The sequence below is a fragment of the Stappia sp. ES.058 genome, assembly GCF_900105595.1.
GTDB lineage: Bacteria > Pseudomonadota > Alphaproteobacteria > Rhizobiales > Stappiaceae > Stappia.
Genome location: NZ_LT629784.1, coordinates 505,378 through 532,374, shown reverse-complemented (window position 1 = coordinate 532,374; position 26,997 = coordinate 505,378). Strand labels below are relative to the sequence as shown.

Sequence of the window (26,997 nt, the reverse complement as noted above, 5' to 3'; positions counted from 1 at the left end):
CAACCATGCCCTTGACCAATGTCCAGACCCGCGATGTGGACGCGCTTCTGCATCCCTATACGGCGCTTCACACGCTGCGCGACACCGGCCCGCTCGTGCTCGATCACGGCAAGGGCGTCCATGTCTTCGACACCCACGGAAAATCCTACATCGAAGGAATGTCCGGTCTGTGGTGTGCCGGCCTGGGCTTTGGCGACGAGGAGCTGATCGCGGCGGCAAAGGAACAGCTCGACCGGTTGCCCTATTATCACCTGTTTGGCGGCAAGAGCATGGAGCCGGCCATCGAACTCGCCGAAAAGCTCAAGGAGCTCGCGCCCTTCGAGGCCTCCAAGGTGTTCTTCACCTCCTCAGGTTCGGAGGCGAACGACACCCAGGTGAAACTCGCCTGGTATTACAACAACGCGCGCGGCAAACCGGAAAAGAAGAAGATCATCTCCCGGGTGAAGGCCTACCACGGCGTCACCATCGTCGCCGCCTCGCTCACGGGACTGCCGAACAACCACCGCGACTTCGACCTGCCGGTTGACCGGATCCTGCACACCGATTGTCCGCACGCCTATCGCTTCGCGGAACCGGGGGAGGACGACGACGCCTTCACGGCAAGGATCGTCGCAAATCTACGATCCATGATCGAACGCGAAGGGCCGGAGACCATCGCCGCCTTCATCGCCGAACCGATCCTGGGTGCCGGCGGCGTCATTGTGCCGCCCGAGGGATACTACCAAGCGGTGCAGGCGCTTCTCGCGGAACACGACATCCTGTTCATCGACGACGAGGTGATCAACGGCTTCGGGCGCACCGGCAACTGGTGGGGCTGCGAGACGATGGGCTTCACGCCCGACACGATCTCCTGCGCCAAGCAGTTGACCTCCGCCTACGCCCCGCTCGGCGCGGTGATGGTCGGCCAGGAGATGTATGACGCCTTCGTGGAGGAATCGCGCAAGATCGGCGTCTTCGGCCACGGCTTTACCTACGGCGGACATCCGCTCGGCTGCGCGCTCGGCGCGAAGGCGATCGAGATCTATCAGAAGCGGGGGGTCCTGGAAAACGTGCGCGGCCTCGAGCCTCAGTTCCTGGCACGGCTTGCGCGCATCGCGGACCACCCGCTTGTCGGCGAGGTGCGCGGCACAGGGCTGATCGGCGGCGTCGAACTGGTGGCCAGCAAGACGGCACGCACGCCCTTCGATTCCGCGCTTGCAATCGGTCCGCGCTGCGTCGCCCATGCACAAAAACACGGCGCGATCCTGCGCGCGGTCGGCGACACCGTGGCGCTCTGCCCCCCGATGATCATCTCCGAGGAAGAACTGGACCAGTTGTTTGATTGCCTGGATGCCGCCCTCAATGACACGCTCGCGGAGCTGCCGGCGGGAATGCTAAAGGACTAACTTGCTGATTTTTTGTGCAATTCCAGATTCTGAAGGCGTATGACCACACGCGGCGCGGCGCCTCCAACTCGCGAATTCTTACAGCGCGAAAGGGAAAGTGACTGGATTCACAAGGTTTTGTGGCGGCATCCTTAGTTTCGTCGAATTGTGACCTTCACTGTTCCCTTGAGCTGACGGGAATTCCCCCGGGCCGAACTCATCGACGTTGGACTGTCAACAATGACCTCGAAGTCACCCCAATCCGCCCCTGCCACGCCGCGCCCCAACCTGGACGCGCTCTACAAGCCGGTCGGGATCAACGCGATCAACGCCGCGGCGCTTTGCAACAAGGCGACGGTGAAGACGGCAGGCGGTTCGGGTAAATAACTCCGCCCGGAACGGACCAGGATAGCCGCGCCCGCCGGGTCGTCGCGCGATGAACGCGAACAACGGGCTATCGAGGCCAGGGCTTCTGGCCGGCAGCACAAGACATTCAGGACGCGCGGTTGGCGGGTCCTGAAACCCTTGCGCATCTCCGCGCCGCGCGAGACGCGCCGGTCATCTTCCTTCATCATGGTGTCACACAGGTCGGATCGGGTCCGGGCAAGCCGACTTTAGTGGGAGTGCGAGCACCATGATGACCGCCTATGTGCGCAACGGCGCCGGATTGCGTGCCCAGGCAATCCAACCGGCCGAGCCCGTACCCGTCGATGCCGTCTGGCTCGACCTTTCCTCGCCAGACGCCGACGAACGCCATGCCGCAAGCGTGTGGATCGGCGCTCCCGTGCCAAGCGGGGAAGACATCGGCGCGATCGAAACCTCCGAACGCCTTTACGAAACACAAGGCGCGCTGGTGATGACGGCGGTGCTGCCGCTCATTGTCCGCGATCCGGATCCGATGGTGTCCACCCTCAAGATCGTCGCAACACCCGAGCGCATTGTGACGATCCGCCACAGCGAGACGCGGTCCGTCGATCTTGCGGCGCGCCGTCTCTCGGCCGGCATGGTGCAGGGTGCGACCGGCATCGACATTCTTTTCGCCCTGCTTGATGCCATCGCCGACCGCGCCGCCGATGTGATCGAGGAGGCCTCCGCCGAATTCGACGCGATCTCCAGCGCCGTCTTCGGACAGGGCATCGACAGCCGCAAGGCCGCCTCCTACAAGGCGACCATCAAAAGGATCGGCGAAATCGGTCTCAAGGTCGCGCGCATGCATGAGTCCTGCGCCAGCCTCGAGCGGCTCTTCGTCTATCTGACATTGCACGCAAAGACCCTGCGGCTCACAAGCGCCCAGCGCGGCCAGTGCAAGGCGCTCGGCAGGGACATCCGCTCCGTCCGCGAGCATGCCAACGCCCTCGACGCCAAGCTCAACTTCCTGCTCGATGCCACGGTCGGACTGGTCAATCTCGAGCAGAACCAGATCATCAAGATCTTCTCGGTGCTCGCCGTGGTGTTTCTACCGCCGACGCTGATCGCCTCGATCTACGGCATGAATTTCGAGGGCATGCCGGAACTCACCTGGACCTACGGCTATCCATTTTCCATCGCGATCATGATCGCCTCGGTGCTTGTGACCTTCCTCTATTTCAGATGGAAGAAGCTTCTTTGATGCCGGAGCCGTCACCTGTGCCACCGTCCCGGCGATAGAGCACCACCGCATCGCCGCGATAGGTCGTTTGCGTCCACAGCCGAAAGCCAAGGCGCTCCGCCAGCCGCAGCGAGGGGTGGTTGTCCGGGGAAATCAGACATGCCACACAGGGTTTCGTGAGATTCGCGTCGCCCCAGGCGAGAATCGCCCGAACGGCTTCCGTGGCAAGTCCGCGCCCATGCCAACTCGGGGAAACCAGCCAGCCGATTTCCGCGTAGTCAGCAAGAGACGGCGTGATGTCGCGCTGGTAATCGGCAAGCCCCGCCTCGCCGACAAATGCACCGGTGACGCGGTCCTCAAGGACCCAGTAGCCGTATCCAAGCATGCGCCAGTGTCCGGCGTAGCGCAGCAGGCGCCCCCAGGTTTCCTCCCGCGAAGCCGGTCGGCCGGTGATGTGACGCACGACGTCGATATCGCCCCACAACGCCTGGCAATACGCCAGGTCAGTTGACCCGTGCCCACGCAGGCGAAGGCGCGGGGTGAGGATCTCGGGCGCGGCAAGGGAATCGGGGTGAGGCATGTCGGTATCCCGAAGAGGCGAAGCAAGGGGGTTTCGGCGCCGGAGGCACCGCTGTCCTTGATAACCCGCTGCATCGGAAACGAAACCGGAATCGCAGATTGAACGGACTCACACTTTGTTAAGGCTTCTCCTTCACCCTGTTGCAAAGACGTCACATCGACCGACGGTTGAACGATGCGCTGCGGGGAATATCGCCCCGCGCCGGCTGCGGGACATCGCCCCATGAAACACACACGCTTCGCCTTCCCTGTCACGAGCGCCCCTCGCATTGGTGCTTGCGTTGCGCTTGCGTTGCTGGCCGGGGCTTGCGGCGGCGTCTCCATGCCCGTGGGCAGTGCAGATATCACCACGCCGCTGGACCTCACCGGCTCGATCGACGGACAGCAGAACGAGGCCGACGTCGACATCAGCCGGCAGGACCGCGCAGTGATTGCCAAGGCCATTGCCACCGCGCGCGACGGTGCCGTCGGCGCACCGCCATTCGCTTGGAACAATCCATTGAGCGGCAATTCCGGCACGATCGTCGCCCTCACAGACGAAACGGTCGCAACCGGGACCGGCTGCGCGCGCTTCGAAACCACTGCCAACACGATCGGCGGCGTGCGCGCCTACCGCGGCGTCGCCTGCCAGGATGCGATGCAGGACTGGGCCGTCATCCAGCTGATGGCCAAGGACGGCGACGGCGGCGACGATGCCGCTTTCCCGAACGGCTGATGAAACCGTCATCGGTCAAATCGGCATCTGGATTTTATTCCTATAAATTCCCATATGGCTCTTGAGCACAACACGGGTATATACCCGTCCTGACACTTCCTAACCGCGGTCGGAGCCATGCGTGACCCTTACAGCGTCCTCGGCGTCAGCAAGTCGGCGAGCGAGGCGGACATCAAGCGAGCATACCGGAAGCTCGCAAAGACCTACCATCCGGATCAAAACGCCGACAATCCGTCGGCGCAGGAGCGCTTTTCCGAAGCCAGCCAGGCTTATGAAATCCTGGGCGACAAGGAAAAGCGGGCCCAGTTCGACCGTGGCGAGATCGACGCGGAAGGAAAACCGCGCTTTCAGGCCCACGGGTTCGACGGATTCAGCGACAGCGACATCTTTCGCCAGGCGCGCAACCAGCGCGGCTACCAGCAGCAAGGCCAGGCGGGCGGCTTCGACGACATCCTGAACGATATTCTCGGCGGCTTCGGCGGCCGGGCGCGCGGTGGCGGGTTTGCCGGCGGCGCGGGCCCTGGCATGGGTGCCGGGATGGGCGGTCGCGGCCCACAGCCCAAACGCGGACAGGACGTTCAGATCACCGCCCGCGTCACGCTCGAACAGCTCGTCCATGAACGCAAGGCCCGCGTGACACTGCCGAACGGCAAGTCGGTCGACGTCAAACTCCCCGACGGGACTGTGGACGGCGAGAAGATCCGCCTGCGCGGTCAGGGGCACCCGGGCGAGCATGGCGGCGGCGCTGGCGATGCCATCGTCGAGGTGCGGCTTGCCCGCCATGCGCTGTTCACCCCGAGCGACGACGATCTCAAGCTTGAGCTTCCGATCACCCTTTATGAGGCCGTTCTTGGCGAAAAGGTCCGCGTGCCGACGCTGGACGGAGCGGTCAATCTGACGATCACGCCGAGTGCCGCCGGCGGCAAGACGATGCGGCTGAAGGGCAAGGGCCTGCCCAACAAGAACGGCGGGCGCGGCGATCTGCTCGTCACGCCACGCATCGTGCTGCCCGAAGAAGACGACGAGGAACTCGCGACCCTGATGCGGGCCTGGAAGGAACTGCGGCCCTATCGTCCGCGCGGATCCGAGTTCGGCTGACGCGGGCGGGATGCACCATGGCCGACCCGCGAAAAAAGCGTCGACGTCCGGCTCATGACGAAGAGCGCCATCCCGTTCTGCGCGGGGTGGCGCTCTTCGTCTGCATCACAGCCTTCCTCGGAGCGCTGTACTGGAAGGCAATGGGCTGGTAGGTCCGGCCTTCCAGCCGAACTCAGTCCCTGACCTTGTCGAGGCTCGCCGGCGGCACACTGTCGTCCGGGACGAAGAAATCCGGCATCAACGGCTGCGTCGGATCCACGCGGTATTTGTCGAAGTCGGTCACGCCGCGCAGCATCAGGAAGCTGTCGTCGATCAGGAAGTTGCCGGTGAACTCCCATGCAGGGCTGGTGAAGATCGCATAAGCGGCATCCGACAGGATCTCCGGCGTCCGGCTCTTGGCAATCATCTCGTCACCACCGATGATGTTGCGCACCGCGGCCGTCCCGATGGTGGTGCGCGGCCACAGCGCATTGACGGCAATCCCCTTGCTCTTCAATTCGCCCGACAGGCCTAGAACCGCAAGGCTCATGCCGTATTTGGCAATCGCATAGGGCGTGAACGGGGCGAACCATTTCTCGCTCATGTCGAGCGGCGGCGACAGCATCAGAATATGCGGGTTGGCCGCCTGCTCCAGATAGGGGATTGCATGCTTGGAACAGGCCAGCGTTCCGCGCGTGTTGATCTGATGCATCAGGTCGAACCGCTTCATGTCGGTCTCGGCGAGCGGCGTGAGCTGGATCGCGCTGGCGTTGTTCACCAGAATATCGATCCCGCCGAAGCGCTCGGCGGTTTCCGCCATCGCCTGTTTGACCCGCTCATCGTCGCGCACATCGACGACCAGCGGCAGCGCCTGGCCGCCCGCTGCCTCGATTTCCGCGGCGGCTGTATGGATCGTGCCTTCGAGTTTGGGATGCGGCTCGGCGGTCTTGGCAGCGATGGCGACATTCGCGCCGTCGCGCGCGGCGCGCAGGGCGATGGCCTTGCCGATCCCGCGCGATGCCCCCGTGATGAAAAGCGTCTTGCCCTCAAGTGACATTCTATCCTCCCGGCAGGCGCTGCCCGCGCCCTCTCGTCTTGGTGTAAATGGAGCCTGCTCGCGCGTTCGTCACTGCGTTCTTCCAGCCTTGTCGAGAAACCCGGTGAAGGCGGCCCGTGCGGTTTCGGATTGCAAGCACTTGGAAAACAGCCTGATCTCCTCCTCCATGCGCTCGCGCAACGCCGTGCGGTCGCCGATCAGCAACGCCCGCGACAGACGCATCGCCTCCGCCGGCTTGTCGGCAATCGCCCTGGCGCAAGCACGGGCGCGCGCCTCCAGATCCTCTTCGGGCGCGATGTGATTGACGAAACCGGATGTCTTCGCCATCACCGGATCGAAGCTCTCCCCAAGACACAGCAGTTCGAACGCGCGCGCATGGCCCATACGCGCCGGCGCCAGCAGGCTTGCGCCCGCCTCCGGCACAAGACCCAGATCGATGAAGGGCGTCTTGAAAAGCGCGCGCGGACTGGCGAACACCATGTCGCAATGAAACAGCATCGTCGTGCCAACACCAATGGCAAGCCCGTCCACCGCCGCGACAATCGGCGTCTCGCAGGCGGCCAGCGCCCGCAGGAACCGCACGACCGGAGCATCCGTCATGTTGCCGTCGGCCGCGAAACTCAAAAAATCCGCGATGTCGTTTCCGGAGGTGAAGGCGCCGGGCACACCGCAAACCAGATGCACGCGAACATCCGGGTCGGCATTGCCGCGCTCCAGCGCCTCGGCCAATGCCGTATACATCTCGCCGGTCAGCGCATTCTTCTTTGCCGGGCGATTGAGGCGCAGCGTCTGGACGCCGGCCTCGGTGTGGATCTCGATCATCTTGGTCCTCGTGGGATGCGGTTGAGCGACAGCGCCGCAGGACGTTTCGTTGTCTCAGGCGGCCGGGTCATAGGCGAGCACATCGGCGGATGCCTGCAGGACCTGCGCCTTGAGTGCACCGGCTTCTCCCAGATGCGCGGCGGCGAAATAACGCGCCAGCAGACGCCGGCGCTCCCCGGCCGGCGTGTTGTCGCCAAGGCTTGCAAGCGCCCCCTTGGCCAGCATCGCACCGCCGAAGACCGTCCCGAGCAGCCGCAGAAAAGGTGTTGCGCCGGCAAGCGCTTCCGCCTGGCGTCCGTCGGCAAGGGCTTCAAGCAGCCAGTCGACCGCCTCGCGAAGATGCGCGATGGCGGCGTCGAGATGCGCGCCGCTCGCGCCAAGATCGCTCTCCGCCAGCTTTGCCGCCGTGGCGATGGCGTCGAGTTCGGCGATCAGGCCGCGGATGGTTTCCCCGCCGGACAGCGGCAGCTTGCGCGCCACCAGGTCGATGGCCTGAATGCCGTTGGTACCTTCATAAATCGGGGCAATACGCGCATCGCGCAGGTGCTGTGCGGCACCCGTTTCCTCGACATAACCCATGCCGCCATGCACCTGAACGCCGATAGAGGCAACCTCCACGCCGATATCCGTGGACAGCGCCTTTGCGACAGGGGTCAGCAGCGCGGCGCGCTCGCTCCAGCGGGCACGTACCGCCGTGTCTCCATCGAGACGCGCCATATCGAGCGCATGTGCGGTGCAAAAGCACACCGAGCGGGCAACCTGCGTCCAAGCCTGCATCGCAAGCAGGCTGCGCTTGATGTCGGGGTGTCCGGCAATCGGGCTCATGCCGTCGCCCGTCTCGCCCGGCGCGCGGCCCTGGCGGCGCTCCAGCGCATATTCCAGTGCCTGCTGGGTGGCACGTTCGGCGACGCCGAGGCCCTGGATCCCGACAGACAGCCGGGCGTTGTTCATCATCGTGAACATGCAGGCGAGGCCGCGGTTTTCCTCGCCGATCAACCAGCCAACCGCGCCGCCCTCGTCGCCATAGGCCATCGTGCAGGTGGGCGAGGCGTGAATGCCCAGCTTGTGCTCGATGCCGGCGCAGCGCACATCGTTGCGCGCCCCCGGCGAGCCATCCTCGTTGACGAGGAATTTCGGCACCAGGAACAGCGAGATGCCGCGCGTGCCGGCCGGCGCGTCCGGCAGGCGAGCCAACACCAGATGAACGATATTGTCGGTGAAGTCGTGCTCGCCGTAGGTGATATAGATCTTCTGCCCGAAAATCCGGTAGGTGCCATCCTCGGCACGCTCCGCCTTCGCCCGCAGGGCGTTCAGGTCCGAGCCCGCCTGCGGCTCGGTCAGGTTCATCGTGCCCATCCACTCGCCCGAAATCAGCTTGGGCAGATAGGTGTCGCGCAGCTCGGGCGTCGCGTGTTTTTCAAGCGCCTCTACCGCACCCATCGTCAATGTCGGTCCGATCGCAAAAGCCATGGACCCGGAGTTCCACATTTCCAGGGCGGCCGCATGCAGCATCATCGGCAGACCCTGCCCGCCAAATTCCGGCGCGCCGGTGAGCGCATTCCAGCCGCCTTCGGTCCAGGCGCGATAGGCCGCCTTCCATCCCGGAGGCATGGTGACCGCGTCGTCGGCAAGGGTTGCGCCGACCTTGTCGCCGACCCCGTTCAGCGGGGCAATTTCCTCGGCCGCAAAGCGGCCCGCCTCTTCCAGAATGGCGTCCACCAGATCGGGCGACAGATCGCCGGCCCCTTCCTGTGCAACGACATCGGCGAGGCCGGCGACTTCCTTCAAGGTGAATGCGATCTCCGAAACGGGCGCGCGATACATCCAGCGTAATCCTCTCTGTTCTTTCAGGCTGCTTGACGGATCGCGGAAGACGCCGCAGAACCGGTCGGGCATTTTATTGACGCGAAGATGGTCCGTGTTGACGTAAACGTCAACAGGCTGCGTCGCACTGCGAGGGTCCTCGCCCGCGACATTCACATCGACCCGTTTCGATCCGACAGGCAAGACCGCATGCAGCGCTGGACATTCTCTCCTGACACGACCGATCCAAGTGCGGTGCCCGAATTCGCTCAAGCGGTTGCCGCGCTCAAGGCCGGTCGCCTTGTCGGCGTGCCGACGGAAACCGTTTACGGACTTGCGGCCGACGCCAGCAATCCGACGGCCTGTGCCGCGATCTTCGCCGCCAAGGGCCGCCCGCATTTCAACCCGCTGATCGCACATGTCGAAAGCCTGGAGGCCGCGCAGCGCCACGCGCTGTTCAACGCCCGGGCCCTTGCGCTCGCCGAGGCCTTCTGGCCCGGCGCGCTGACACTCGTGCTGCCGAAGCGGGCAGACAGTCCGGTCTGCGACCTGGCCACGGCCGGGCTCGACAGCATTGCCCTCAGGGTTCCGGCCGCTCCCGTCATGCGGGCGCTCGCAAGGGCCGTCGGCGCGCCGCTGGCCGCACCGAGCGCCAACCGCTCCGGCCGCATTTCCGGAACAACGGCGAACGCCGTGGCCGGGGACCTTGGCCCGGCGCTTGCCATGCTGATCGATGCCGGACCGACGCCGGTGGGCGTGGAATCGACCATTGTCGGCCTGACAGGACCTGAGGCCGTTCTCCTGCGCCCGGGCGGCATCGCTCGGGAACGCATCGAACAGTTGCTCGGCGCGCGCCTTGCCGCTCCTGCGGCCTCCGCGACCACGACCGAGGCGCCTCAGGCTCCCGGCATGTTGAGTTCCCACTATGCACCGGGCGCCCGCGTGCGGCTGAACGCGACCGAGGTTCTGCCGGGCGAGGCGCTGATGCGCTTCGGACCTGACCTTCCGCAAGACGCGGAGCAGGCGGTTGCCGTGGAAAACCTGAGCCCCGACGGCGATCTCACACAAGCGGCCGCCAGGCTGTTTCAGGCGCTTCGCCGTCTCGATTCCTCCGGCGCGCACAGCATCGCCGTCATGCCCGTGCCGGAAAACGGCCTTGGCGAAGCGATCAATGACCGGCTGCGCCGGGCCGCCGCGCCACGACCGGCGACATGACCCGTGTGGCAACGCGGGCGCGGCTGCGACCGCTTATCGCAAGATTTGACATTATTTACGGCTATTATTGTGATTTTTTACAGTATATTGCGGTCATTATGAAATAATATTCCCCCAATCGGGGCTTTCGCCTTCAAAGGCCACCGCGAATCATTTAGTATTACAAATGGAATGCAGTCTGCACCGACCCTCCCCAACGGGCCGTCTCACGCCCGCACCTTGCGCCCCGGGACCGTCATGAAAATGCGGTCCCGGTTTTTTGTGTTCCGGCAGCATGCGATTGCCGCCACCGTTTGACCTCTCGCATTGACAGCTTGGCGCGCTACCGGTCTGATGCCGGCAATCGCTTTGCGAAAAAGCACTTTGAGGAAACGCGCTTGGCCACTCTGTTCCTGCATCACACATCCTACCTCGATCATCTGACGCCCGTGGGTCATCCCGAACGGCCGGATCGCATCCGCGCCATAGACCGAATCCTGGAGCACGAGCGCTTTCAGTCGCTGGAACGCGACATCGCCCCGATGGGGCGCATCGTCGATATCGCCCGCGCTCATCCGTCGGACTACATCGACATGCTGCACACCTCCGCACCGACCGACGGGCTGGTCCGCATCGATGCCGACACCACCCTGTCACCGGGCAGTTGGGAGGCGGTGATGCGCGGCGTGGGCGGCGCGTGCCGCGCCGTCGACGAGGTGATGGAAAAGAAGGTGACCAACGCCTTTTCCGCCAGCCGTCCGCCGGGCCATCATGCCGAGCGGGCGCGGGCCATGGGCTTTTGCTTCTTCAACAATGCCGCGGTGGCCGCGCGTTACGCCCAGTCCGCCTATGACGCGGAACGGATCGCCATCGTCGACTTCGACGTGCATCACGGCAATGGGACGCAAGACATCTTCTGGAACGACCCCACGGTGATGTATTGCTCCACGCACCAGATGCCGCTCTACCCCGGGTCGGGGGCGGCCAACGAGCGCGGTGACGCCGACACGATCGTCAACGCCCCGCTGTCCGCCGGTGACGGCGGCGCGGAGTTCCGCGAGGCGATGGAGGTCGCGATCCTGCCGCGACTGGAAGCGTTCTCGCCGGATCTCGTAATCATTTCCGCGGGTTTCGATGCGCATGTACGCGACCCGCTCGGCGGATTGCGGCTGGTCGAGGCCGATTTTGCATGGGCCACCGCCAAACTGATGGAGTTCGCCGACCGGAAGTGCGAGGGCCGCGTCGTTTCACTCTTGGAAGGCGGCTACGATCTGGAAGGTCTGGCGCGCTCTGTTGCCGCGCATGTCATGACTTTGATGACCGCCTGATCCAGACGAAGGTTTTGCTGTTCACGACGTCGGCGGGTACCTTGCCCCTGTGCCTGCCGGTCTTTACGATCGCTCCACAGGCATATTGATCCGCAGGAGCCCTTCTTGACCAGCGAGCGCACAGATCCGGAAATTGAGGCCATGTCCTTCGAGGCGGCGCTCAAGGAGCTTGAGGAGATCGTCGGCCGGCTGGAACGCGGCGACGTGCCGCTTGAGGAAAGCATCAAGCTCTATTCGCGCGGCGATGCGCTTCGGCGCCAGTGCGACCGGCTGCTCAAGTCGGCGGAGGCCAAGGTCGAAAAAATCCAGCTCGCCGAAGATGGCAGCGCGACGGGCACGGTGCCGCTCGACGTCGACTGACCGGCACGCCGCGCGGCGCTACTCAGGCTTTTCGTAGACTGCGATGCGCGTCAGGAAGGCGCAAGTGAGTTCGCGGCGCGCCAGTCCGGCGGCAGCGAAGGCACCGTCGAGATCGTCCGTCAGATATCCCGAATAATAAGGCTCGTGAAAGAGCGCCGGAAACATCTCCAGCAGACCGTCGTTTTCCGGCAGGTCGCCGGCCTGAAGACTGTCGGCGAAAATCAGCCTGCCACCGGGCTTCAGGACACGGGCAAGTTCCCCGGCCACGGCGCGGCGGATCTTGGGCGGCAACTCGTGGAACAGATAGACGCAGCTTGCGACGTCGAGGCTGTCGTCGGCGAAGGGCAAGGCTTCCGCCGGAGCCGTCACGAAGGCCGCGCGGGCGCGGGACCGGCGGGGAAGTGCCGCTCGGGCATGCTGGAGATAAGGGTGCGACAGATCCACCCCGACACCGCGCAGTCGCGGAAAGGCGCCAAGCGCCGGCGTCAACAGCCCACCGGTACCGCAGGCGATATCGGCATAGGCAACATGGCGCTGGTCCTTCTCGCGCATCAGCTGCGACAACGGCACCAGCGCCTGGCGCCGCATGGCCGCGGTCGCCCCCTTGAACAGCACCTCGACCTGAAAATCATAGATGCGCGCGCTGTCGCGCGAGAGCCAGCCGTCGGTCTGATAGTGGAAGTTCTGGCGATAGTAGCGCGGCAAGCCGTTCGGCGCCTCCCGCGTTGCCTCGAACACCTCCTGATGCGCGCCGGTCACACGGCGGCGGGCGACTTCCGGCACGTCCTGCAGAAACCGACGGCTGAGATCCAGAAACCTGAGCGGCGAGCCGAATTCGCCGTCCGGCACGGGATAGTGACCCGCTTCGATGTTGGCGAGGTCGCGCCGGAAGAGTTCGGCGATCTGCGCAAACAGCTGCCGCTGATCGGGCGTGTTGCCGCGCGGTTTTCGCGGCGCGGCGGTGGGGTGTGCCTGCGCCTCTCCTGTGCGGTGCCTGCGGGAAACGCGACGGGTGATGGCCTGCGCCAACTCGCCATGGGCCGCAAACCATGTCACGCGCGCGCCTTGCCGCGCGGCATAGCGCGCGCGTCGGGTCCAGATCGAAAGCGCGGTTTCTGCCATTTCGGCCTCCTGTCGTGTCGACAAGCGGCCACGCGATCAGTCGCGCGTCAGGCCTGCCACAACCTCAATATGGGGCGAAAAGCGGAACTGATCCACGGGCAGCACCGATTGAAGCCGATAGCCACCGTCAACGAGATGGCGCAAATCGCGCGCCAAGGTCGCCGGATTGCAGGACACAGCCACCACCGTCTTCACCTTGGACAGCGCAAGCTCACGCACCTGCGCTTCCGCACCCGCGCGCGGCGGATCGAAGACGACCGCATCATAGCCCTCGCCGAAATCGTCGAGATCGATGACGGTGAGCGGATTGCGGAACAGGTCGCGGCGCTCGCAGCGGATCTCGCGCAAGGCGCCCGCCCCGGCCCGCATCGCCGCGTCCAGACTCTTCAAAGCCGCGCGGTCGCCTTCCAGCGCATGAACACGGGCTTGGCGGGCGAGCCTGAGCGCGAAGGTGCCGGACCCGGCGAAGAGGTCGGCAACGTGGCGTGCCTTGCCGACACAGGCAAGCACGCGCTTTGCCAAAGCCTGCTCACCGGCTTGCGTTGCCTGCACGAAGCCGCCGGGCGGTGGAACGACGGGCAATCCGTCGACGGACAGCGCCGGTGCGCGCGCCTCCACCAGCGTTTCGCCATTGAGCGACAGCCGCGCGAAACCGGCGCCCATCGCGGTTTCGACAATCTGCGGCACGCTGCGGGGGGAAATTTTCGCGGGCGTTGCGAGCGCCACGTCGAGGCCGTTCGGGGTCGCCAGAACCGTAAGCGACACCTCGCCCTTGCGCGGCATCACCAGCGACGCCAGGTCGCGAAGATCATCCAGAGCCGATACGATTTCCGGAAGCACGACCGGACAGACCCGCAAATCCACAAGCCGATGACTTGCGCGTTCGTGAAAGCCGAGCATCACCCGCGATCCGGCACGGGCGGCGGCGAAGACCGCGCGGCGGCGCCCATCGCCAGTCGCATCCACCGTCGGCTCGACGAGGTCTTCGATGTCTTCAAAACCACGCGCGGAAAGGGCGGCGATGACCTGCTGGCGTTTCCAGGCGAGGATCGCACGCTGACCCATGTGCTGAAGCGCACAGCCACCGCATGTTCCAAAGTGCGGGCACAGCGGCTCCACCCGGTCGCCAGAGGGCGTCACGACCTCGAGAAGACGGGCCCGCGTTCCGTCGAGGGCGATGCGCACGGTTTCGCCGGGCAACGTGAAGGGAACATGGAGGGGGCCGTCGGCCGTCTCGGCACGCCCCTCGCCCTTGTGGGCCAAAGTCTCGATTGTGCAGGTGATCTCGCTTGTCATCCGCGCCGGTTACAGGGATGCACGCGGAAAGGCAAGACAATCGCACATCCGACCGCGTCAGCGACGCCTTGCAACACCCGTCAGCCGTCCTTGCGCCCGGCAAGCAGCCATTCGCGATTGCCGTCGCCACCGGTGATCGGCGACGGCTCGAACCCCGTTGCAGACCAGCCGGGCCGCGCATCGAACCAGTCGGCCAGGTCCCGTGCGGTGCGTTCCGCCGCCTTCGGTTCCACCAACCCCTTCTTGCCAACGCCCTCGCGCCCGATCTCGAATTGCGGCTTGACCAGAAAGACCCCATGCGCGCCGGACGCGGCGAGATCAAGCGCAGGCGGCAGCGCCAGACGCAGCGAAATGAAACTCATGTCGGAGACGACGATCCCGGGGCGCTCGCCCTCAAGGTCGTCCAGCGTCAGCACGCGCGCATTGACCCCGTCGCGCCGATTGACCCGGGGATCGGCCGAAAGGCGCGGGTGAAGCTGGTCGCGCCCGACATCAACGGCGTGGACGCGAGCGGCGCCCTCTTCCAGAAGCACCTGCGTGAACCCCCCTGTCGACGCGCCGAGATCGAGCGCGGTCTGGCCCACGACATCAATCGCAAAGACCTCCAGCGCGTGCCTGATCTTGAGCGCGGCGCGCGAGACGTATCCGGCTGCGGGATCTCCGGCCGTGATTTGCGCATCGAGCGCGATCTTCTGGCCCGGCTTTGCCACCACTTGCCCGTCGATGGACACCGTGCCGCGCAGGATCGCGTCGCGGGCACGGGCGCGCGTTTCGGCAAGGCCGCGCGTGACCATCACCGTATCGAGGCGGTCGCGTTCAGCCATCGCGCGCGCGCCGTTCTGCGCTCAAAAGCAATTGGCAAGCCCGCTCAGCAGCCTGTCGACGAAGATGCTTTCGCCGTAGCGCAACCACAGGACCCCCGTTGCCGCGAAGAGGATCGCGACAAGAAGGGCGCCCAGCACCATAAGGGGCCCGCGCGAAGCGGCGTGCGACGTGCTCATGGCCATCAGTGTCCGTCAGGAGGGGGCGTCAATCAAGCGGCGCAGCTTGGCCATCGCATTCTCATGCGCCTCACCATAGGCGATCGTGCCGACAAAGCGGTTGTCGGCATCCATCAGGAATACGGAGGCCGAATGATCCATGGTGTAGTCGCCGTCATCAAGCTCCACCCGCTTTGCATAGACGCGGTAGGCATCGACGATGTCATCGACCTGTTCGCGTGTTCCGGTCAGCGGGCGAATGCGATCGTCGAACGCGGCCACATAGTCGCGCATCACCTCCGGCGTATCGCGTTCCGGATCGACGGAGATGAAGGCGAAGTCGATCTTGTCGGCATCCGCGCCCAGCTCCTCGATCCAGCCTTGCGCCTCGGCGAGCGTGGTCGGACAGACATCCGGACAAAAGGTGAAGCCGAAGAAGAACGCATTCGGCGTGCCCTTGAAGTCCGCTTCCGTCACTGTCTTTCCGGCAGCCGCATCCGTAAGAGTGAAGGGACCGCCGATGCCGGCGACGGGGGATAAAAACCCCCCGCCTCCCGCTTCGCGGTAGTGATCGACCGTCACGAAGGCGACCGCGGCGATGACGAGAGCGACAGCCGCCCAGGCGCCGTAACGAAGCATTTTCAATCCAGACATGTCGTCCTCAGTTCTTGGGCTGGCCGTGTTTCATGCCGCCATTCATCCGTCCGTCTCCGTGCTTCATGCCCATTCCCTTGGCGCCGATCTTTTCGACCGAGAAGGACACTTCGACCGATCCCGCCTTCTCGAAGGTCAGGGTCACGGGAACGACATCGCCCTGCTTGAGCGGTGCATTCAGGCCCAGGAACATCACATGGTAGCTGCCGGGCTTGAGTTCCAGCGTTTCGCCGGCCGGCACGGGAATGCCGTCGGCCATTTCGCGCATCTTCATCACGCCGTCGGTCACCGCCATTTCATGCAGTTCCGTCTTGTCGGAGACATTGGCCGCGGCCGACACCAGGCGGTCGCCTTTACCAGCGTTGACGATGGTGATGAAACCGCCGCCGGCAACCGCGCGTGGCGGCGTGGCGCGCGTCCAGGCGTCGGAGAGCGTCAGATCGCCGAGGACGATGTCCTGCGCGACTGCAGGCAGGGAGACGGTCGCAAGCGCGGCCGCAACGACAAGGCTCTTCAAAAACGTCATGTTCAGTCCATTCCAGGAAAACCGGTACGCTGACGCCCATCGCGTCGCTGCGCAGCCGAAACAAATCGAATACGGCCGGAGTGTATCCGACCCACGCAAGAGGAAGCAGTCCGACGCAAGGTACGCGTCAGCCAGCCACGATCTCGTGCATGGGTGGACCACGGATGGCGCTGAGCGCGCCGAACCGCTCGGAATGGAGTGCGCGTGCGGGATACTGCCATTCGGCGACAGACATCGCCTCCGGCGGTTGGGAGGACCACGACGCAGGGCCAAGTCCCCGCAAAGCCTGACAGGCGGCGCCATGCGGGCAAGCCGGGCCGCAGGTGCAAAAGCCGGCCTCGTGTCCGGATGGCGCGGATTGCGTGTCGCCGGACGTGACGGCATCGTTCAGGCAAATGATCTGGAGACCGGGGGCGTCCTGCGCGCCGGCGGCGGCAAGAACCGGCCCTGCCACGCCCTGTAACACAAGCGCGAGGATCGCGAGCACCGCCAAAGGCAGCGCCTCGCGTCGAAGGCTCTTCAATACTGTGCTCATCCCGATCATCGGCGCGACAATGCCGCAAAGCCACATGCGCGTCGAGCGTTCAATTGCCGCAGTCGTGCCGATACGCCTCACGCGGTCTTCAACGGACGGGCCTCCGGCTCATCCTCGTTGGAGGCGGCGGCCATGCCCCCTTCCAGGGCTTGTTGCTCGGGGCTTTCGGCTTCGCTCTCGTAGGCGGGAAATTCGTCCGGCGAGATGACGAGGGAATCGTCAAGGTCGAGCGGCTCGGGCGAAATGACCGAACCGACCTGCGCCGTGGACGCATAGTCGTAGTCGATCTTTTCCTCGCTCGACAGCGATCCACGCCGGAACAGGCGGGAAACGATGTAAAGACCCATCACGAACTGAACGAAAGCAACCTGAAGAAAAAGGCCCGAGGGACCGACGCGCGCCATCACCAGGGACGCGCAAATCGGGCCGATGGCGGACCCGATCCCGAAGGCAAGCGTCAGGCCGGACGACGTTTCGACGTAATCGTCCGCCTCCGCATAGTCGTAGCCATGAGAGGCGGCGATCGCATAGGCGGGTTGAGTGGCAATGCCCATGAGCAAACCAAGCACCAGTGCCATTCCAAGTCCGGAGATCGTCAGCGTCGAGAAGATCAGGCTGATGATCACCGCGGCCACGGCGAGACCGAGCATCACGTAGCGACGATCCATACGGTCCGAAAGCCGGCCGATCGGCCACTGCGACAAGGCGCCGGCGCCAACAATTGTCGCTGCGAAATAGGCGGCATCATTTGTGGAGAGCCCGACCTGAATGGCATAGAGCGGCGCCATCAACCAAAGGCCGCCTTGGGTGACACCGACCAGCAGAACGGCGACAAGGGCCGTTGGCGAGGTGCGATAGAGCTTTGCCGGTCGAAAGCGCACGACCGTAATCGGCGCCGGCTGATTTGCCCTTGTCAGCGACACCGGGATCACAGCCAAGCTGACCGCCACCGAGGCGACCGCGAACGGCACGAAGGTGGAGATATCCATCGCCGTGATCGACACCTGGCCGACCGTCATCGCGGTATAGACCAGCACGATATAGATCGACATGATCGTGCCGCGGTTCTCGTTGCTCGCCTTTTCGTTCAGCCAGCTTTCAACCACCATGTAGAAGCCGGCAAGGCAGAAGCCGGAGATGATGCGGATCACGCTCCAGGCGATCGGGTCCACCAGGATCGGATGCAGAATGGCGGCGGCGGACATCAGCGACACGAGCGCCGCAAAGGCGCGGATGTGGCCGGCCCGCATGATCACATAGGGCGCACCGATGCAGCCAAGCACGAGTCCGAAGAAATAACTGGAAGAAATCACACCAATGGCGATGTCCGAGAATTCGAACTGCGACCCCGCCAGCGGCAAAAGGGTGCTTTGAAGACCGTGCCCGGCAATCAGAAAAGCGACAGACAGCAACAGTGCCGTGACGGGCGCCAGCGCATGCGCCATGCACTCAACTCCTTGGAAAAAGCGGTTTGGTTTTCAGATCGGGGAGTGCGGCGACAGAAATGCCGCGCACAGGACGATAAACGCCGACTCACGCCAACGTTCAGCTGATAGCAGGGCGAACCTCACAGATCGGCCGCCGGCCTGTCAAGAACACGCAACCGCTGTGAGCGTCGGAACGCGATCACATCGTGGGACTGAATACCTGGGATCCGGCTGCGCGAAACGGGTTCAGGCTCGACGAATGCCGACTCTCGCATCCTGTCCAAGCGCTTCGAACACGGTCTTCATGATGCCCTCCGCATCGAGACCTGCCTGTGCATACATGCGCTCGGGCTTGTCGTGCTCGATGAACGCATCGGGCAGACACAGCGGGCGGACCTTGAGACCGGCATCGAGCGCGCCGCGCGTGGCGAGAAGCTGGAGCACATGGCTGGCAAACCCGCCGACCGATCCCTCTTCCACAAGCACGAGCACCTCGTGTTCGCGTGCCAGGCGCAAGATCAGGTCCTCGTCGAGCGGCTTGGCGAACCGTGCATCGGCGACCGTGGTCGAGAGACCGGCCGAATCGAGTTCGTCCGCCGCCGCCAGACACTCGCGCAGCCGGCCGCCGAAGGACAGCAGCGCCACCTTGGTGCCCTCGCGCAGGATGCGCCCGCGTCCGATCTCAAGCACTTCGCCACGTTGCGGTAGTTCGATGCCGATGCCTTCGCCGCGCGGATAGCGGAAGGACAGCGGTCCCTCGTCATAGGCGGCCGCTGTCGCCACCATGTGGCGAAGCTCCGCCTCGTCGCCGGCCGCCATGACGACGAACCCGGGCAGACAGGCGAGATAGGCCGTGTCGAAACTGCCGGCATGGGTCGGTCCGTCCGCGCCGACCAGGCCCGCGCGGTCGATCGGAAAACGCACCGGCAACGACTGGATCGCCACATCGTGCACCACCTGGTCGTATCCGCGCTGCAGGAAGGTCGAATAGATCGCGCAAAACGGCTTGTACCCCTCCGTCGCCAGACCGGCGGAAAAGGTCACCGCGTGCTGTTCGGCGATGCCGACATCGAAGACCCGTTTGGGAAAGACCTCGCCGAAGAGATCAAGGCCCGTGCCATCAGGCATGGCCGCCGTGATCGCGACCACCTTGTCGTCGCGCTCCGCCTCCTGGATCAGGCTTTCGGCAAAGATCCGCGTGTAGGAGGGCGCATTGGCCTTGGGCTTCGCCTGCTTGCCGGTCACCACGTCGAACTTGGCGACGCCATGATATTTGTCCGCGGAGTTCTCCGCGGGCGCGTAGCCCTTGCCCTTGCGGGTGACCGCATGGATCAGAACCGGGCCCTGATGGGTGTCGCGCACATTCTTGAGCACCGGCAGGAGATGATCGAGATTGTGCCCGTCGACGGGGCCCACGTAGTAGAAACCGAGCTCCTCGAACATCGTTCCGCCGGTCCAGAAGCCACGGGCGTATTCCTCGGCGCGGGCCGCCTTTTGCTGAAGCTGGCGCGGCAGCACCTTGGCGAGCTGCTTGGCCGCGTCGCGCAGCGTCAGATAGGCACGGCCCGACACCAGCCGGGCCAGATAGGCGCTCATCGCACCGACCGGCGGGGCGATCGACATGTCATTGTCATTGAGGATGACGATCATGCGCGAATGCTGGCCGCCGGCGTTGTTCATCGCCTCATAGGCCATGCCGGCAGACATCGCGCCGTCGCCGATCACGGAAATGATGTTGTTGCTGCCCCCGCCGAGATCGCGGGCAACGGCCATGCCGAGCCCCGCGGAAATCGAGGTTGAGGAATGCGCGGCCCCGAAGGGGTCGTATTCACTCTCCGTGCGTTTGGTAAAGCCCGACAGACCGTCGCCCTGACGCAGGGTGCGGATGCGGTCGCGCCGCCCGGTGAGGATCTTGTGCGGGTAGCACTGGTGCCCGACGTCCCAGATCAGGCGGTCGTCCGGCGTGTTGAACACATAGTGCAGCGCAAGGGTCAGTTCGACGACGCCAAGACCGGCGCCGAGGTGCCCGCCGGTCACTGACACGGCGTCGATCATCTCCGCACGCAGCTCGTCGGCAAGCTGGCGCAGGTCCTTTTCCGGCAGCCGACGCAGGTCGGCCGGCGTGGAAACGGTGTCGAGAAGCGGCGTATCGGGGCGCTGGTACACGAATGTGATCCCAAGTGTTGTTGCGCGCCGGAACCTCCGGCTGGCGCGGTGCATAACACCATCCACACATAGGGCGCAAATCCGCCCGCGACAGAGCGTTTCGCAGGCGCGCGGTTGCGCTGTCAATCCGGGACAGCCCGGTCAGGATCGCGGAAACACCAATGAAAACGAGGCGGCCCGGATATAAATTCGAACGCCTCACCCATTTAGGTGATGCACAGAAGGTCAAAAACTACTAAACAGAGGTTGTGGTCGATGGGGCCACGTGCACAGTGATCGACTTGAGGCCGAGCTTTCGCTCGGCCTTTTTTTTGAATGAACGTTCAAATTTCACGGATCTCCGTGCCCTCGATCGCGATCCCGAACCCTTCCAGGCCGACATAATGGCGCTGGCGCGACGCCAGCAAGGTGATCGAATTCACGCCAAGATCCTTGAGGATCTGCGCGCCCAGTCCGATTTCGCGCCACTGCTCCTCGCGTGCCTGCGCCGACTGATGCTCCTCCAGTTCCGCCGCCGCCAGATCCGTGCGCGCCCGCCGCGCCTGACGCGCGACACCGACGGATCCCTCGCGCAGATAAACGACCACGCCGCGGCCGCGGCCCGCGAAGTCGCGCAACACATCGTCGATGACGCGCGTGTCGCCAAAAACATCGTCGAGCACGGATTCCAGCTGCAGCCGCACGGGCACATTGCGGCCGTCGAGAATGTCGCCATAAACCACCGCGACATGGTGCATTGGATCATAGGGCGTCGAATAGGTCACCGCATAGGCCGGACCGGCCACGGTTTCGACCGGCTGCTCGCTCACGCGCTCGACCAGCCGCTCCATGCGCTGGCGCCACGCGATGAGATCGGCGACGGAGACCATCTTGAGGCCGTGCTCGGCCGCGAAATTCGCGACCTCGGCCCCGCGCTTGACGGTTCCGTCGTCATTGACCAGTTCGGAGATCACGCCGACCTCGGGCTGCCCGGCAAGGCGGCACAGGTCCACGGCCGCTTCCGTATGGCCGGAGCGCATCAACACCCCGCCCTCGCGCGCCACCAACGGAAACACATGCCCGGGCCGTGCGAAATCCGCCGCCCCGGCATTGGAGTTTGCCAGCGCGCGCACGGTGGAGCAGCGCTCCTCCGCCGAAATGCCGGTGGTGAGTCCGTGGCGATAGTCGACGGAAATCGTGAAGGCGGTCGACAGCGGCGCGTCATTATCGGCCACCATCGGGTCGAGACGCAGCCGGCGGGCGGTCTCGCGCGTCATCGGGGCGCAGACGATGCCGGATGTGTGGCGCACCATGAAGGCCATCTGCTCGGGGGATACGAGCGAGGCCGCAACAATCAGGTCGCCTTCGTTCTCGCGGTCGTCATCGTCGGTCACGACAAGCATCTCGCCGCGCTCGAACGCGCGGATGGCCTCCGCGACACGTTGCTGGGACAGATCCAAAGCCACAGGTCCTTTCAGGCCGAGAAGATCGTTCGGGGTTACCGCGCCGTTCGTGGCGGCGGCAATGCGCTCGGCGCTGTCGCGAGAGACCCAGACACCCGGATCGTTGCACAATGCCGTCACCGCGGCCGGAGACAGGCCGGCACGGCGAGCAAAAGCAGATCGGGTTTCCTTGGACTGGGCGAGCCATTCGTCGAGACGCATGCCGGCATATTATCCGAAGAATTTTTCAGTGACAATGAAAAGTGGAATAATTTTCAGCAATACTGAAAATAATCGGAACCAAACCTAGCCAACCTGACCGCGATGGCGCAGGAGGTGATCGGCGAGAACGCAGGCAAGCATCGCCTCGCCCACCGGGACGGCGCGAATGCCCACGCAAGGGTCGTGACGTCCCTTGGTTCGCACGTCGATCTCCTCGCCGCCGCGCGTGACCGACCGGCGCGGTGTCAGGATGGACGAGGTCGGCTTGACCGCGAAACGTGCGACGACCGGTTCGCCGGAGGAAATACCGCCGAGCACGCCGCCGGCGTTGTTCGACAGAAACCTCGGGGTGCCATCCTCGCCGAGGCGCATTTCGTCGGCGTTGGCCTCGCCGGTCAGTTCCGCCGCCTCGAACCCGTTGCCGATTTCAACACCCTTCACGGCATTGATCGACATCAAAGCACTGGCGATGTCCTGGTCGAGCTTTCCGTAGAGCGGCGCGCCGAGCCCGGCCGGCACGCCCTCGGCGACGACCTCGATCACCGCACCGACGGAGGAGCCGTCCTTGCGGATGGCATCGAGATAGTCGGACCATCGCGCGGCCGTCGTCGCATCCGGGCAGAAGAACGGATTGTTGGAGATCTCGTCCCAGTCCCAGCGCGAGCGGTCGACCTTGTGCGGGCCGATCTGGACGAGCGCACCACGCACCCGCATGCCGGAAATCACCTTGCGCGCCACCGCGCCGGCCGCGACCCGAGCCGCCGTTTCGCGCGCCGAGGACCGCCCGCCGCCGCGATAGTCGCGGATACCGTATTTGGCGTCATAGGTATAGTCGGCGTGTCCGGGACGGTAGCTGTCCTTGATCTCTCCATAGTCCTTGGAGCGCTGGTCGGTGTTTTCGATCATCAGCGAGATCGGGGTGCCGGTTGTGCGCGTCTCGCCGTCTTCGTCGACCATCGCGCCGGAGAGGATCTTCACAGCATCCGCTTCCTTGCGCTGGGTCGTGAAGCGCGACTGTCCGGGCTTGCGCCGGTCGAGATATGCCTGGATTTCCGCTTCGCTGATCGCAAGACGTGGCGGGCAGCCGTCGATGACGCAGCCGAGCGCCGGCCCATGGCTCTCTCCCCAGGTCGTGACACGGAAAAGATGGCCGAAGGTGTTGTGCGACATGGGAACTCGATCCAGGCGGGCGATGACAGAAGGCACGGGATCATCCCCGCAAACTCATCCCGTTCTAGTGGCGGAAGGCGACGAGGGAAACCGGAAATTCGCCGACCGCGTACCCCGCACGCAAGCGCCGGACCCATTCTCCCCGTCTTTTCCGCCGCGGATCATCCGCCCAGCCCGAGGGCCTTTCCAACGACGCGACGCTCGGCATCGCTGTCGCCTTGCGTTGCGCTTCGGCGTGCGGCAGCGGCGGCGCGAACGTCGAAATCGCTGGCTGCGCGCGAAAACCCGCCGCCCGAACCATCGACGAAATGCACGTGCCGACTCTCCTCGATGGAAAACACCAGACAGGTCATCAAGGCGGATCGCGACACATGCATGCCATAGACGAGGCGGCCGTCCGCCTCGCCCTCGCGCAAGTATGTGTCCAGCGCATCGAGTTGCGACTGGTTCAGGTCCAGCACGAGACGAAGCGTGTCGTCGAACTTGCGAAAATCCGTGTTGCGGGTGACCTCATCGAGATAGCGCTCCGGCTCAAGCGGCCCGATCCGGCGACGGAACGTCACGGCGACGACGAAGGCCAGCGCCTCAAGAATCGCCCGCGACAACACACGCCAAAAACCCCGGCGCGCACCGACGGCGCGCGCCTCGCGCAACAGGCCCGAGGGAGGGAAGCGGAACCGAAGCGACGTTCGGCGTACAGGCGCGCTTCCGGGAACGGCACCGGAAAACTCGTTCTCGAGCAGGCGGTCGAGATCGGCGATCAGCCGCGCCAGGGCTTCGGGGGCGGGATCCTGCGGACGAAGCATCAGCGTGACGATATGGCCCTGCTCAGCGGGGACCGGCTCCCATCGACAGGACAATCCGTCGAGCACCGTGGCCGCACCACCGTCGCTCTCGCGCAACCGGTAGGGAGAGACCCGCTCCGGGTCCTTGAGGATCTTTTCCGCCATCGCGATCCCGCCGCCGGAAAACATGGCGAGATTGTTTCCTTCGCTGAGCTGCAGCTTCGCAACCCTGAGATCCGCGCCGGCGCGCCTGAGGTCGGCGATCGGGATGGCGGCGACGCGCAGATCGAGACCCTCCGTTTCGCGGGCGATCACCCGAACACCGGCCAGTGCCTGCCCGGTCTCTTCGGCCAGATGCGGCGGCACGGCCGCCATCGCCCCGTCCCCGCCAAAGACGAAAGGAAGCTCGGTGTTTCTCGACGCGTTCAAAACGGCGGCCACGGCCGCAGCCGCGATCATGTTGACAGTCTTGTAGTTGCCGGCCGCCAAAGCATCCCGGGAGCGCACGATATCGGCGGCAAGAAGAACCCAGCCGTCCGGCAACCGGGCGTAGGACTTGCCTTCGGCGACGCCGGAAAACTCCGTAAAGACCGGCAGGTCGGCGTAGAATCGACCCTGGGCGTGCGAATGATCCGACACCATCGTGTCTCCCTCCTGTTCGCCAACTGCTCCCGCCCCCGGGACTGCTGCGACATATTCTTATGTAAATTACGCCCGAACCAGCCTTCCGGTTCCAAAATCGGAGGCGAAGACACACACATGTGATCATCGCGAAGAAACCGTGCAATGATCACCCCCCGGATGCGCAATTGCCGCTTCGCCGCCACACATTTCCGGTTTAAGGAAAGATATGAAATGGGAAGCTGCGCGCACGTCCCGCGCATTCCGACGGAGAAGGAAATGACACGTCTTTTCTTGCAAGGCATAGCAACCGCGCTGGCGGCCGCCATGACACTTGGAACCGCCTTTGCCGGCGAGGTCGAGGCGACGATTGTCGAAATCGATCCGAACAGTGCGGAGATGCAGCTCTCGGACGGCAACCGTTACGAGATCCCGGTCGACTTTTTCATCGACGACCTGAAGCCCGGCCTGAAGGTCCTCGCATTTTTCGACGAGGACGGCGACCAGAAGACCCTGACGGACGTTCAGGTTATGGAGTGAAGCTGAAGAATTGGTGCGAACGCATTCCGGCACCACGCCAAATGGGGCTGCGGCGTCGAACAAAGTGTCCTGACGACCTCACACCCAGTCGAGCCGGGATCCGTCCCAGACGAAAAACTGATCCTGCGGTACATCAAGCTTCGGGATCTCGGCGTCCGGGACCCCCTGAAGACGACCGCGCACGACCCGCATCACGCCGCCGTGAGACACGACCACGGTCGGCTGGGTGACCGTGGCGAGCCAGGCTTCAATGCGGCTGGCGAGCATCTTGTAGCTCTCCCCTTCGGGAGGAACGAAGCCCCATTTGTCGGCCTTGCGCCCGGCGACGAGCTCCGGCGACTGCTCCGTGAGTTCCGGGATCGTATAGCCTTCCCACGCGCCGAATGTGATCTCGCGCAGGCGTTCGTCGACCGTGAAGTCGTCTTCGCCGCGATCAAGCACCTCGCACACGATCCGCATCGTCGCCATGGTCCGCAGCATCGGCGAGGCGGCGAAGTGGAAGTCATCCAGCGACAAACCGGACTGTTCGAAATGTGTCCGCAGTGTCGTCGCGTTGCGCCGCGCCTGCCCCCGGCCCGTTTCGTTGAGCTCGATGTCCTTGTGACCCTGCATCCGCCCTTCGGCGTTCCAGTCGGTCTGGCCATGGCGGATGAAAATGAGATAGGGCGGTGCGACACTAACCGTTCCGCCGCTCGTGTCCGACATATGACGTCCTTCGGTAAATTCAGGCGCGTGTTAAGGCTTCGATAGTCAGGAAGCGCGTTTCACGCCAGTGCCGCTGCGCTCACTCCTTGACGACGACGGAGATATCGGGAGCGTCAGGCGCCTTCATGCCAACGATGTGATAGCCACTGTCGACGTGCTGGATCTCGCCGGTGATGCCGCGGCCCAGATCCGACAACAGGAACAGGGCTGCATCGCCCACCTCGTCGATGGTGACGGTGCGGCGAAGCGGCGCGTTGTACTCGTTCCACTTCAGGATGTATCGGAAATCGCCGATGCCGGAGGCGGCCAGCGTCTTGATCGGACCCGCCGAAATCGCGTTCACGCGGATACCGTCCTTGCCAAGATCGGCGGCGAGGTAGCGCACGCTTGCTTCCAGCGCGGCCTTGGCGACACCCATGACGTTGTAATGCGGCATGACCTTCTCCGCACCGTAATAGGTCAGCGTCAGCATCGACCCGCCGTCGGTCATCAGCTTTTCCGCCCGCTGCGCGACCGCAGTGAAGGAGTAGCAGGAGATCTGCATCGTACGGGCAAAATTGCCTGCGCTCGTGTCGACGTAGCGGCCGGTCAGCTCGTCCTTGTCGGAGAACGCAATGGCGTGAACGATGAAGTCGATCTTGCCCCAGGTCTCGGCCACATGGTCGAAAACGGCGTCGATGGAAGCTTCGTCGGTCACGTCGCAATTGCCGGCAACGATGGCGCCCAGCTCCTTGGCCAGCGGCTCGACCCGCTTGCGCAGCGCGTCACCCTGATACGTCAGGGCCAGTTCCGCTCCCGAATCGGCGAGTGCCTTGGCGATCCCCCAGGCGATGGACCGGTTGTTCGCGACGCCCATGATAAGCCCGCGCTTGCCAGCCATCAGTCCTTCTTTACCCGCCATGCCATCTCTCCTGCACGCCCACATAAAAGGCCGGGTCCC

Annotated in this window: 28 protein-coding genes; 10 read left to right on the top strand and 18 right to left on the bottom strand. The window is 64.4% G+C overall.

Annotation, left to right across the window (positions count from 1 at the left end; all coding sequences use genetic code 11):
• The first annotated feature begins 5 nt into the window (after positions 1 to 5).
• From BLU32_RS02540 to BLU32_RS02535, 3 genes are all read left to right on the top strand, one after another.
• Positions 6 to 1,385, top strand: a complete 1,380-nt coding sequence (locus BLU32_RS02540) for an aminotransferase (RefSeq protein WP_093804847.1) — start codon at positions 6 to 8, stop codon at positions 1,383 to 1,385.
• 219 nt (positions 1,386 to 1,604) lie between these two features.
• Positions 1,605 to 1,751 carry a hypothetical protein gene (locus tag BLU32_RS22000; protein WP_172838522.1) on the top strand — a complete coding sequence of 49 codons (147 nt, stop codon included), beginning with the start codon at positions 1,605 to 1,607 and terminating at the stop codon, positions 1,749 to 1,751.
• A 247-nt stretch (positions 1,752 to 1,998) separates the two neighbouring features.
• On the top strand, positions 1,999 to 2,973 hold the full coding sequence (locus BLU32_RS02535; protein WP_208976963.1) for a CorA family divalent cation transporter: 975 nt from the start codon (positions 1,999 to 2,001) through the stop codon (positions 2,971 to 2,973).
• Here the strand turns inward: BLU32_RS02535 and BLU32_RS02530 are convergent.
• A complete protein-coding gene (locus BLU32_RS02530) occupies positions 2,951 to 3,532 on the bottom strand; it encodes a GNAT family N-acetyltransferase (RefSeq protein ID WP_093804846.1) in 582 nt (193 codons plus the stop codon). The two genes, BLU32_RS02535 and BLU32_RS02530, sit on opposite strands and share 23 nt — an antisense overlap.
• A gap of 222 nt (positions 3,533 to 3,754) precedes the next feature.
• On the opposite strand from BLU32_RS02530, the gene BLU32_RS02525 reads away from it, so the two are divergent.
• The 3 genes from BLU32_RS02525 (at position 3,755) to BLU32_RS22410 (ending at position 5,496) form a co-directional block, all read left to right on the top strand.
• Positions 3,755 to 4,246, top strand: coding sequence for an RT0821/Lpp0805 family surface protein (locus tag BLU32_RS02525; RefSeq protein ID WP_093804845.1), 492 nt, complete (start codon positions 3,755 to 3,757; stop codon positions 4,244 to 4,246).
• 117 nt (positions 4,247 to 4,363) lie between these two features.
• Positions 4,364 to 5,344 (top strand): DnaJ C-terminal domain-containing protein, encoded by a 981-nt coding sequence (locus tag BLU32_RS02520; protein WP_093804844.1) that lies wholly within the window; start codon positions 4,364 to 4,366, stop codon positions 5,342 to 5,344.
• A gap of 17 nt (positions 5,345 to 5,361) precedes the next feature.
• Positions 5,362 to 5,496 carry a hypothetical protein gene (locus tag BLU32_RS22410; RefSeq protein ID WP_256371426.1) on the top strand — a complete coding sequence of 45 codons (135 nt, stop codon included), beginning with the start codon at positions 5,362 to 5,364 and terminating at the stop codon, positions 5,494 to 5,496.
• Between the two features lie 20 nt (positions 5,497 to 5,516).
• On the opposite strand, the gene BLU32_RS02515 is transcribed toward BLU32_RS22410, so the two are convergent.
• The 3 genes from BLU32_RS02515 to BLU32_RS02505 form a co-directional block, all read right to left on the bottom strand.
• Positions 5,517 to 6,380: an NAD(P)-dependent oxidoreductase gene (locus BLU32_RS02515; RefSeq protein ID WP_093804843.1), complete on the bottom strand. Its 864-nt coding sequence runs from the start codon at positions 6,378 to 6,380 to the stop codon at positions 5,517 to 5,519.
• A gap of 69 nt (positions 6,381 to 6,449) precedes the next feature.
• Complete coding sequence (locus BLU32_RS02510) at positions 6,450 to 7,202, bottom strand: crotonase/enoyl-CoA hydratase family protein (RefSeq protein ID WP_093804842.1); 753 nt, start codon at positions 7,200 to 7,202, stop codon at positions 6,450 to 6,452.
• 54 nt (positions 7,203 to 7,256) lie between these two features.
• The gene (locus tag BLU32_RS02505) at positions 7,257 to 9,026 is read right to left on the bottom strand and encodes an acyl-CoA dehydrogenase (protein WP_093804841.1); all 1,770 of its coding nucleotides are present in this window, start codon (positions 9,024 to 9,026) and stop codon (positions 7,257 to 7,259) included.
• Positions 9,027 to 9,215: 189 nt separating this feature from the next.
• Here BLU32_RS02505 and BLU32_RS02500 point away from each other — a divergent pair, with 189 nt between their 5' ends.
• The 3 genes from BLU32_RS02500 to BLU32_RS02490 all read left to right on the top strand — a co-directional run bounded on the left by BLU32_RS02500 (position 9,216) and on the right by BLU32_RS02490 (position 11,887).
• Complete coding sequence (locus BLU32_RS02500; protein ID WP_093804840.1) at positions 9,216 to 10,220, top strand: L-threonylcarbamoyladenylate synthase; 1,005 nt, start codon at positions 9,216 to 9,218, stop codon at positions 10,218 to 10,220.
• A gap of 377 nt (positions 10,221 to 10,597) precedes the next feature.
• Entirely contained in the window at positions 10,598 to 11,527 is a 930-nt protein-coding gene (locus tag BLU32_RS02495) for a histone deacetylase family protein (RefSeq protein WP_172838521.1), read from the top strand.
• 105 nt (positions 11,528 to 11,632) lie between these two features.
• Positions 11,633 to 11,887, top strand: a complete 255-nt coding sequence (locus BLU32_RS02490; protein ID WP_093804839.1) for an exodeoxyribonuclease VII small subunit — start codon at positions 11,633 to 11,635, stop codon at positions 11,885 to 11,887.
• 18 nt (positions 11,888 to 11,905) lie between these two features.
• Here BLU32_RS02490 and BLU32_RS02485 read toward each other — a convergent pair whose 3' ends face one another.
• From BLU32_RS02485 to BLU32_RS02435, 12 genes are all read right to left on the bottom strand, one after another.
• Entirely contained in the window at positions 11,906 to 13,009 is a 1,104-nt protein-coding gene (locus tag BLU32_RS02485; protein ID WP_093804838.1) for a class I SAM-dependent methyltransferase, read from the bottom strand.
• Positions 13,010 to 13,045: 36 nt separating this feature from the next.
• A complete protein-coding gene (locus BLU32_RS02480; RefSeq protein WP_093804837.1) occupies positions 13,046 to 14,305 on the bottom strand; it encodes a class I SAM-dependent RNA methyltransferase in 1,260 nt (419 codons plus the stop codon).
• Positions 14,306 to 14,385: 80 nt separating this feature from the next.
• Positions 14,386 to 15,129, bottom strand: a complete 744-nt coding sequence (locus BLU32_RS02475; protein WP_093804836.1) for a TlyA family RNA methyltransferase — start codon at positions 15,127 to 15,129, stop codon at positions 14,386 to 14,388.
• A 21-nt stretch (positions 15,130 to 15,150) separates the two neighbouring features.
• On the bottom strand, positions 15,151 to 15,306 hold the full coding sequence (locus BLU32_RS21995; protein ID WP_172838502.1) for a hypothetical protein: 156 nt from the start codon (positions 15,304 to 15,306) through the stop codon (positions 15,151 to 15,153).
• 15 nt (positions 15,307 to 15,321) lie between these two features.
• Positions 15,322 to 15,939 (bottom strand): SCO family protein, encoded by a 618-nt coding sequence (locus tag BLU32_RS02470; protein WP_093804835.1) that lies wholly within the window; start codon positions 15,937 to 15,939, stop codon positions 15,322 to 15,324.
• 7 nt (positions 15,940 to 15,946) lie between these two features.
• Entirely contained in the window at positions 15,947 to 16,465 is a 519-nt protein-coding gene (locus BLU32_RS02465; RefSeq protein WP_093804834.1) for a copper chaperone PCu(A)C, read from the bottom strand.
• A 127-nt stretch (positions 16,466 to 16,592) separates the two neighbouring features.
• Positions 16,593 to 17,000 (bottom strand): hypothetical protein, encoded by a 408-nt coding sequence (locus tag BLU32_RS02460; protein WP_172838520.1) that lies wholly within the window; start codon positions 16,998 to 17,000, stop codon positions 16,593 to 16,595.
• 77 nt (positions 17,001 to 17,077) lie between these two features.
• A complete protein-coding gene (locus tag BLU32_RS02455) occupies positions 17,078 to 18,445 on the bottom strand; it encodes an MFS transporter (protein ID WP_093804832.1) in 1,368 nt (455 codons plus the stop codon).
• A gap of 228 nt (positions 18,446 to 18,673) precedes the next feature.
• Positions 18,674 to 20,647, bottom strand: a complete 1,974-nt coding sequence (dxs, locus tag BLU32_RS02450) for a 1-deoxy-D-xylulose-5-phosphate synthase (RefSeq protein ID WP_093804831.1) — start codon at positions 20,645 to 20,647, stop codon at positions 18,674 to 18,676.
• 269 nt (positions 20,648 to 20,916) lie between these two features.
• Positions 20,917 to 22,236 carry a 3,4-dihydroxy-2-butanone-4-phosphate synthase gene (ribB, locus tag BLU32_RS02445; RefSeq protein WP_093804830.1) on the bottom strand — a complete coding sequence of 440 codons (1,320 nt, stop codon included), beginning with the start codon at positions 22,234 to 22,236 and terminating at the stop codon, positions 20,917 to 20,919.
• Positions 22,237 to 22,320: 84 nt separating this feature from the next.
• Positions 22,321 to 23,406: a chorismate synthase gene (gene aroC / locus BLU32_RS02440; RefSeq protein ID WP_093804829.1), complete on the bottom strand. Its 1,086-nt coding sequence runs from the start codon at positions 23,404 to 23,406 to the stop codon at positions 22,321 to 22,323.
• 161 nt (positions 23,407 to 23,567) lie between these two features.
• Positions 23,568 to 24,833 (bottom strand): DUF3095 domain-containing protein, encoded by a 1,266-nt coding sequence (locus tag BLU32_RS02435; RefSeq protein WP_093804828.1) that lies wholly within the window; start codon positions 24,831 to 24,833, stop codon positions 23,568 to 23,570.
• 258 nt (positions 24,834 to 25,091) lie between these two features.
• On the opposite strand from BLU32_RS02435, the gene BLU32_RS02430 reads away from it, so the two are divergent.
• Positions 25,092 to 25,352 (top strand): DUF1344 domain-containing protein, encoded by a 261-nt coding sequence (locus tag BLU32_RS02430; protein WP_157727460.1) that lies wholly within the window; start codon positions 25,092 to 25,094, stop codon positions 25,350 to 25,352.
• Between the two features lie 78 nt (positions 25,353 to 25,430).
• On the opposite strand, the gene BLU32_RS02425 is transcribed toward BLU32_RS02430, so the two are convergent.
• Together BLU32_RS02425 and fabI are read right to left on the bottom strand one after the other, a co-directional pair.
• Positions 25,431 to 26,057, bottom strand: a complete 627-nt coding sequence (locus BLU32_RS02425; protein WP_093804826.1) for a histidine phosphatase family protein — start codon at positions 26,055 to 26,057, stop codon at positions 25,431 to 25,433.
• A 79-nt stretch (positions 26,058 to 26,136) separates the two neighbouring features.
• Complete coding sequence (gene fabI / locus BLU32_RS02420; RefSeq protein WP_093804825.1) at positions 26,137 to 26,958, bottom strand: enoyl-ACP reductase FabI; 822 nt, start codon at positions 26,956 to 26,958, stop codon at positions 26,137 to 26,139.
• Positions 26,959 to 26,997 lie beyond the last annotated feature (39 nt).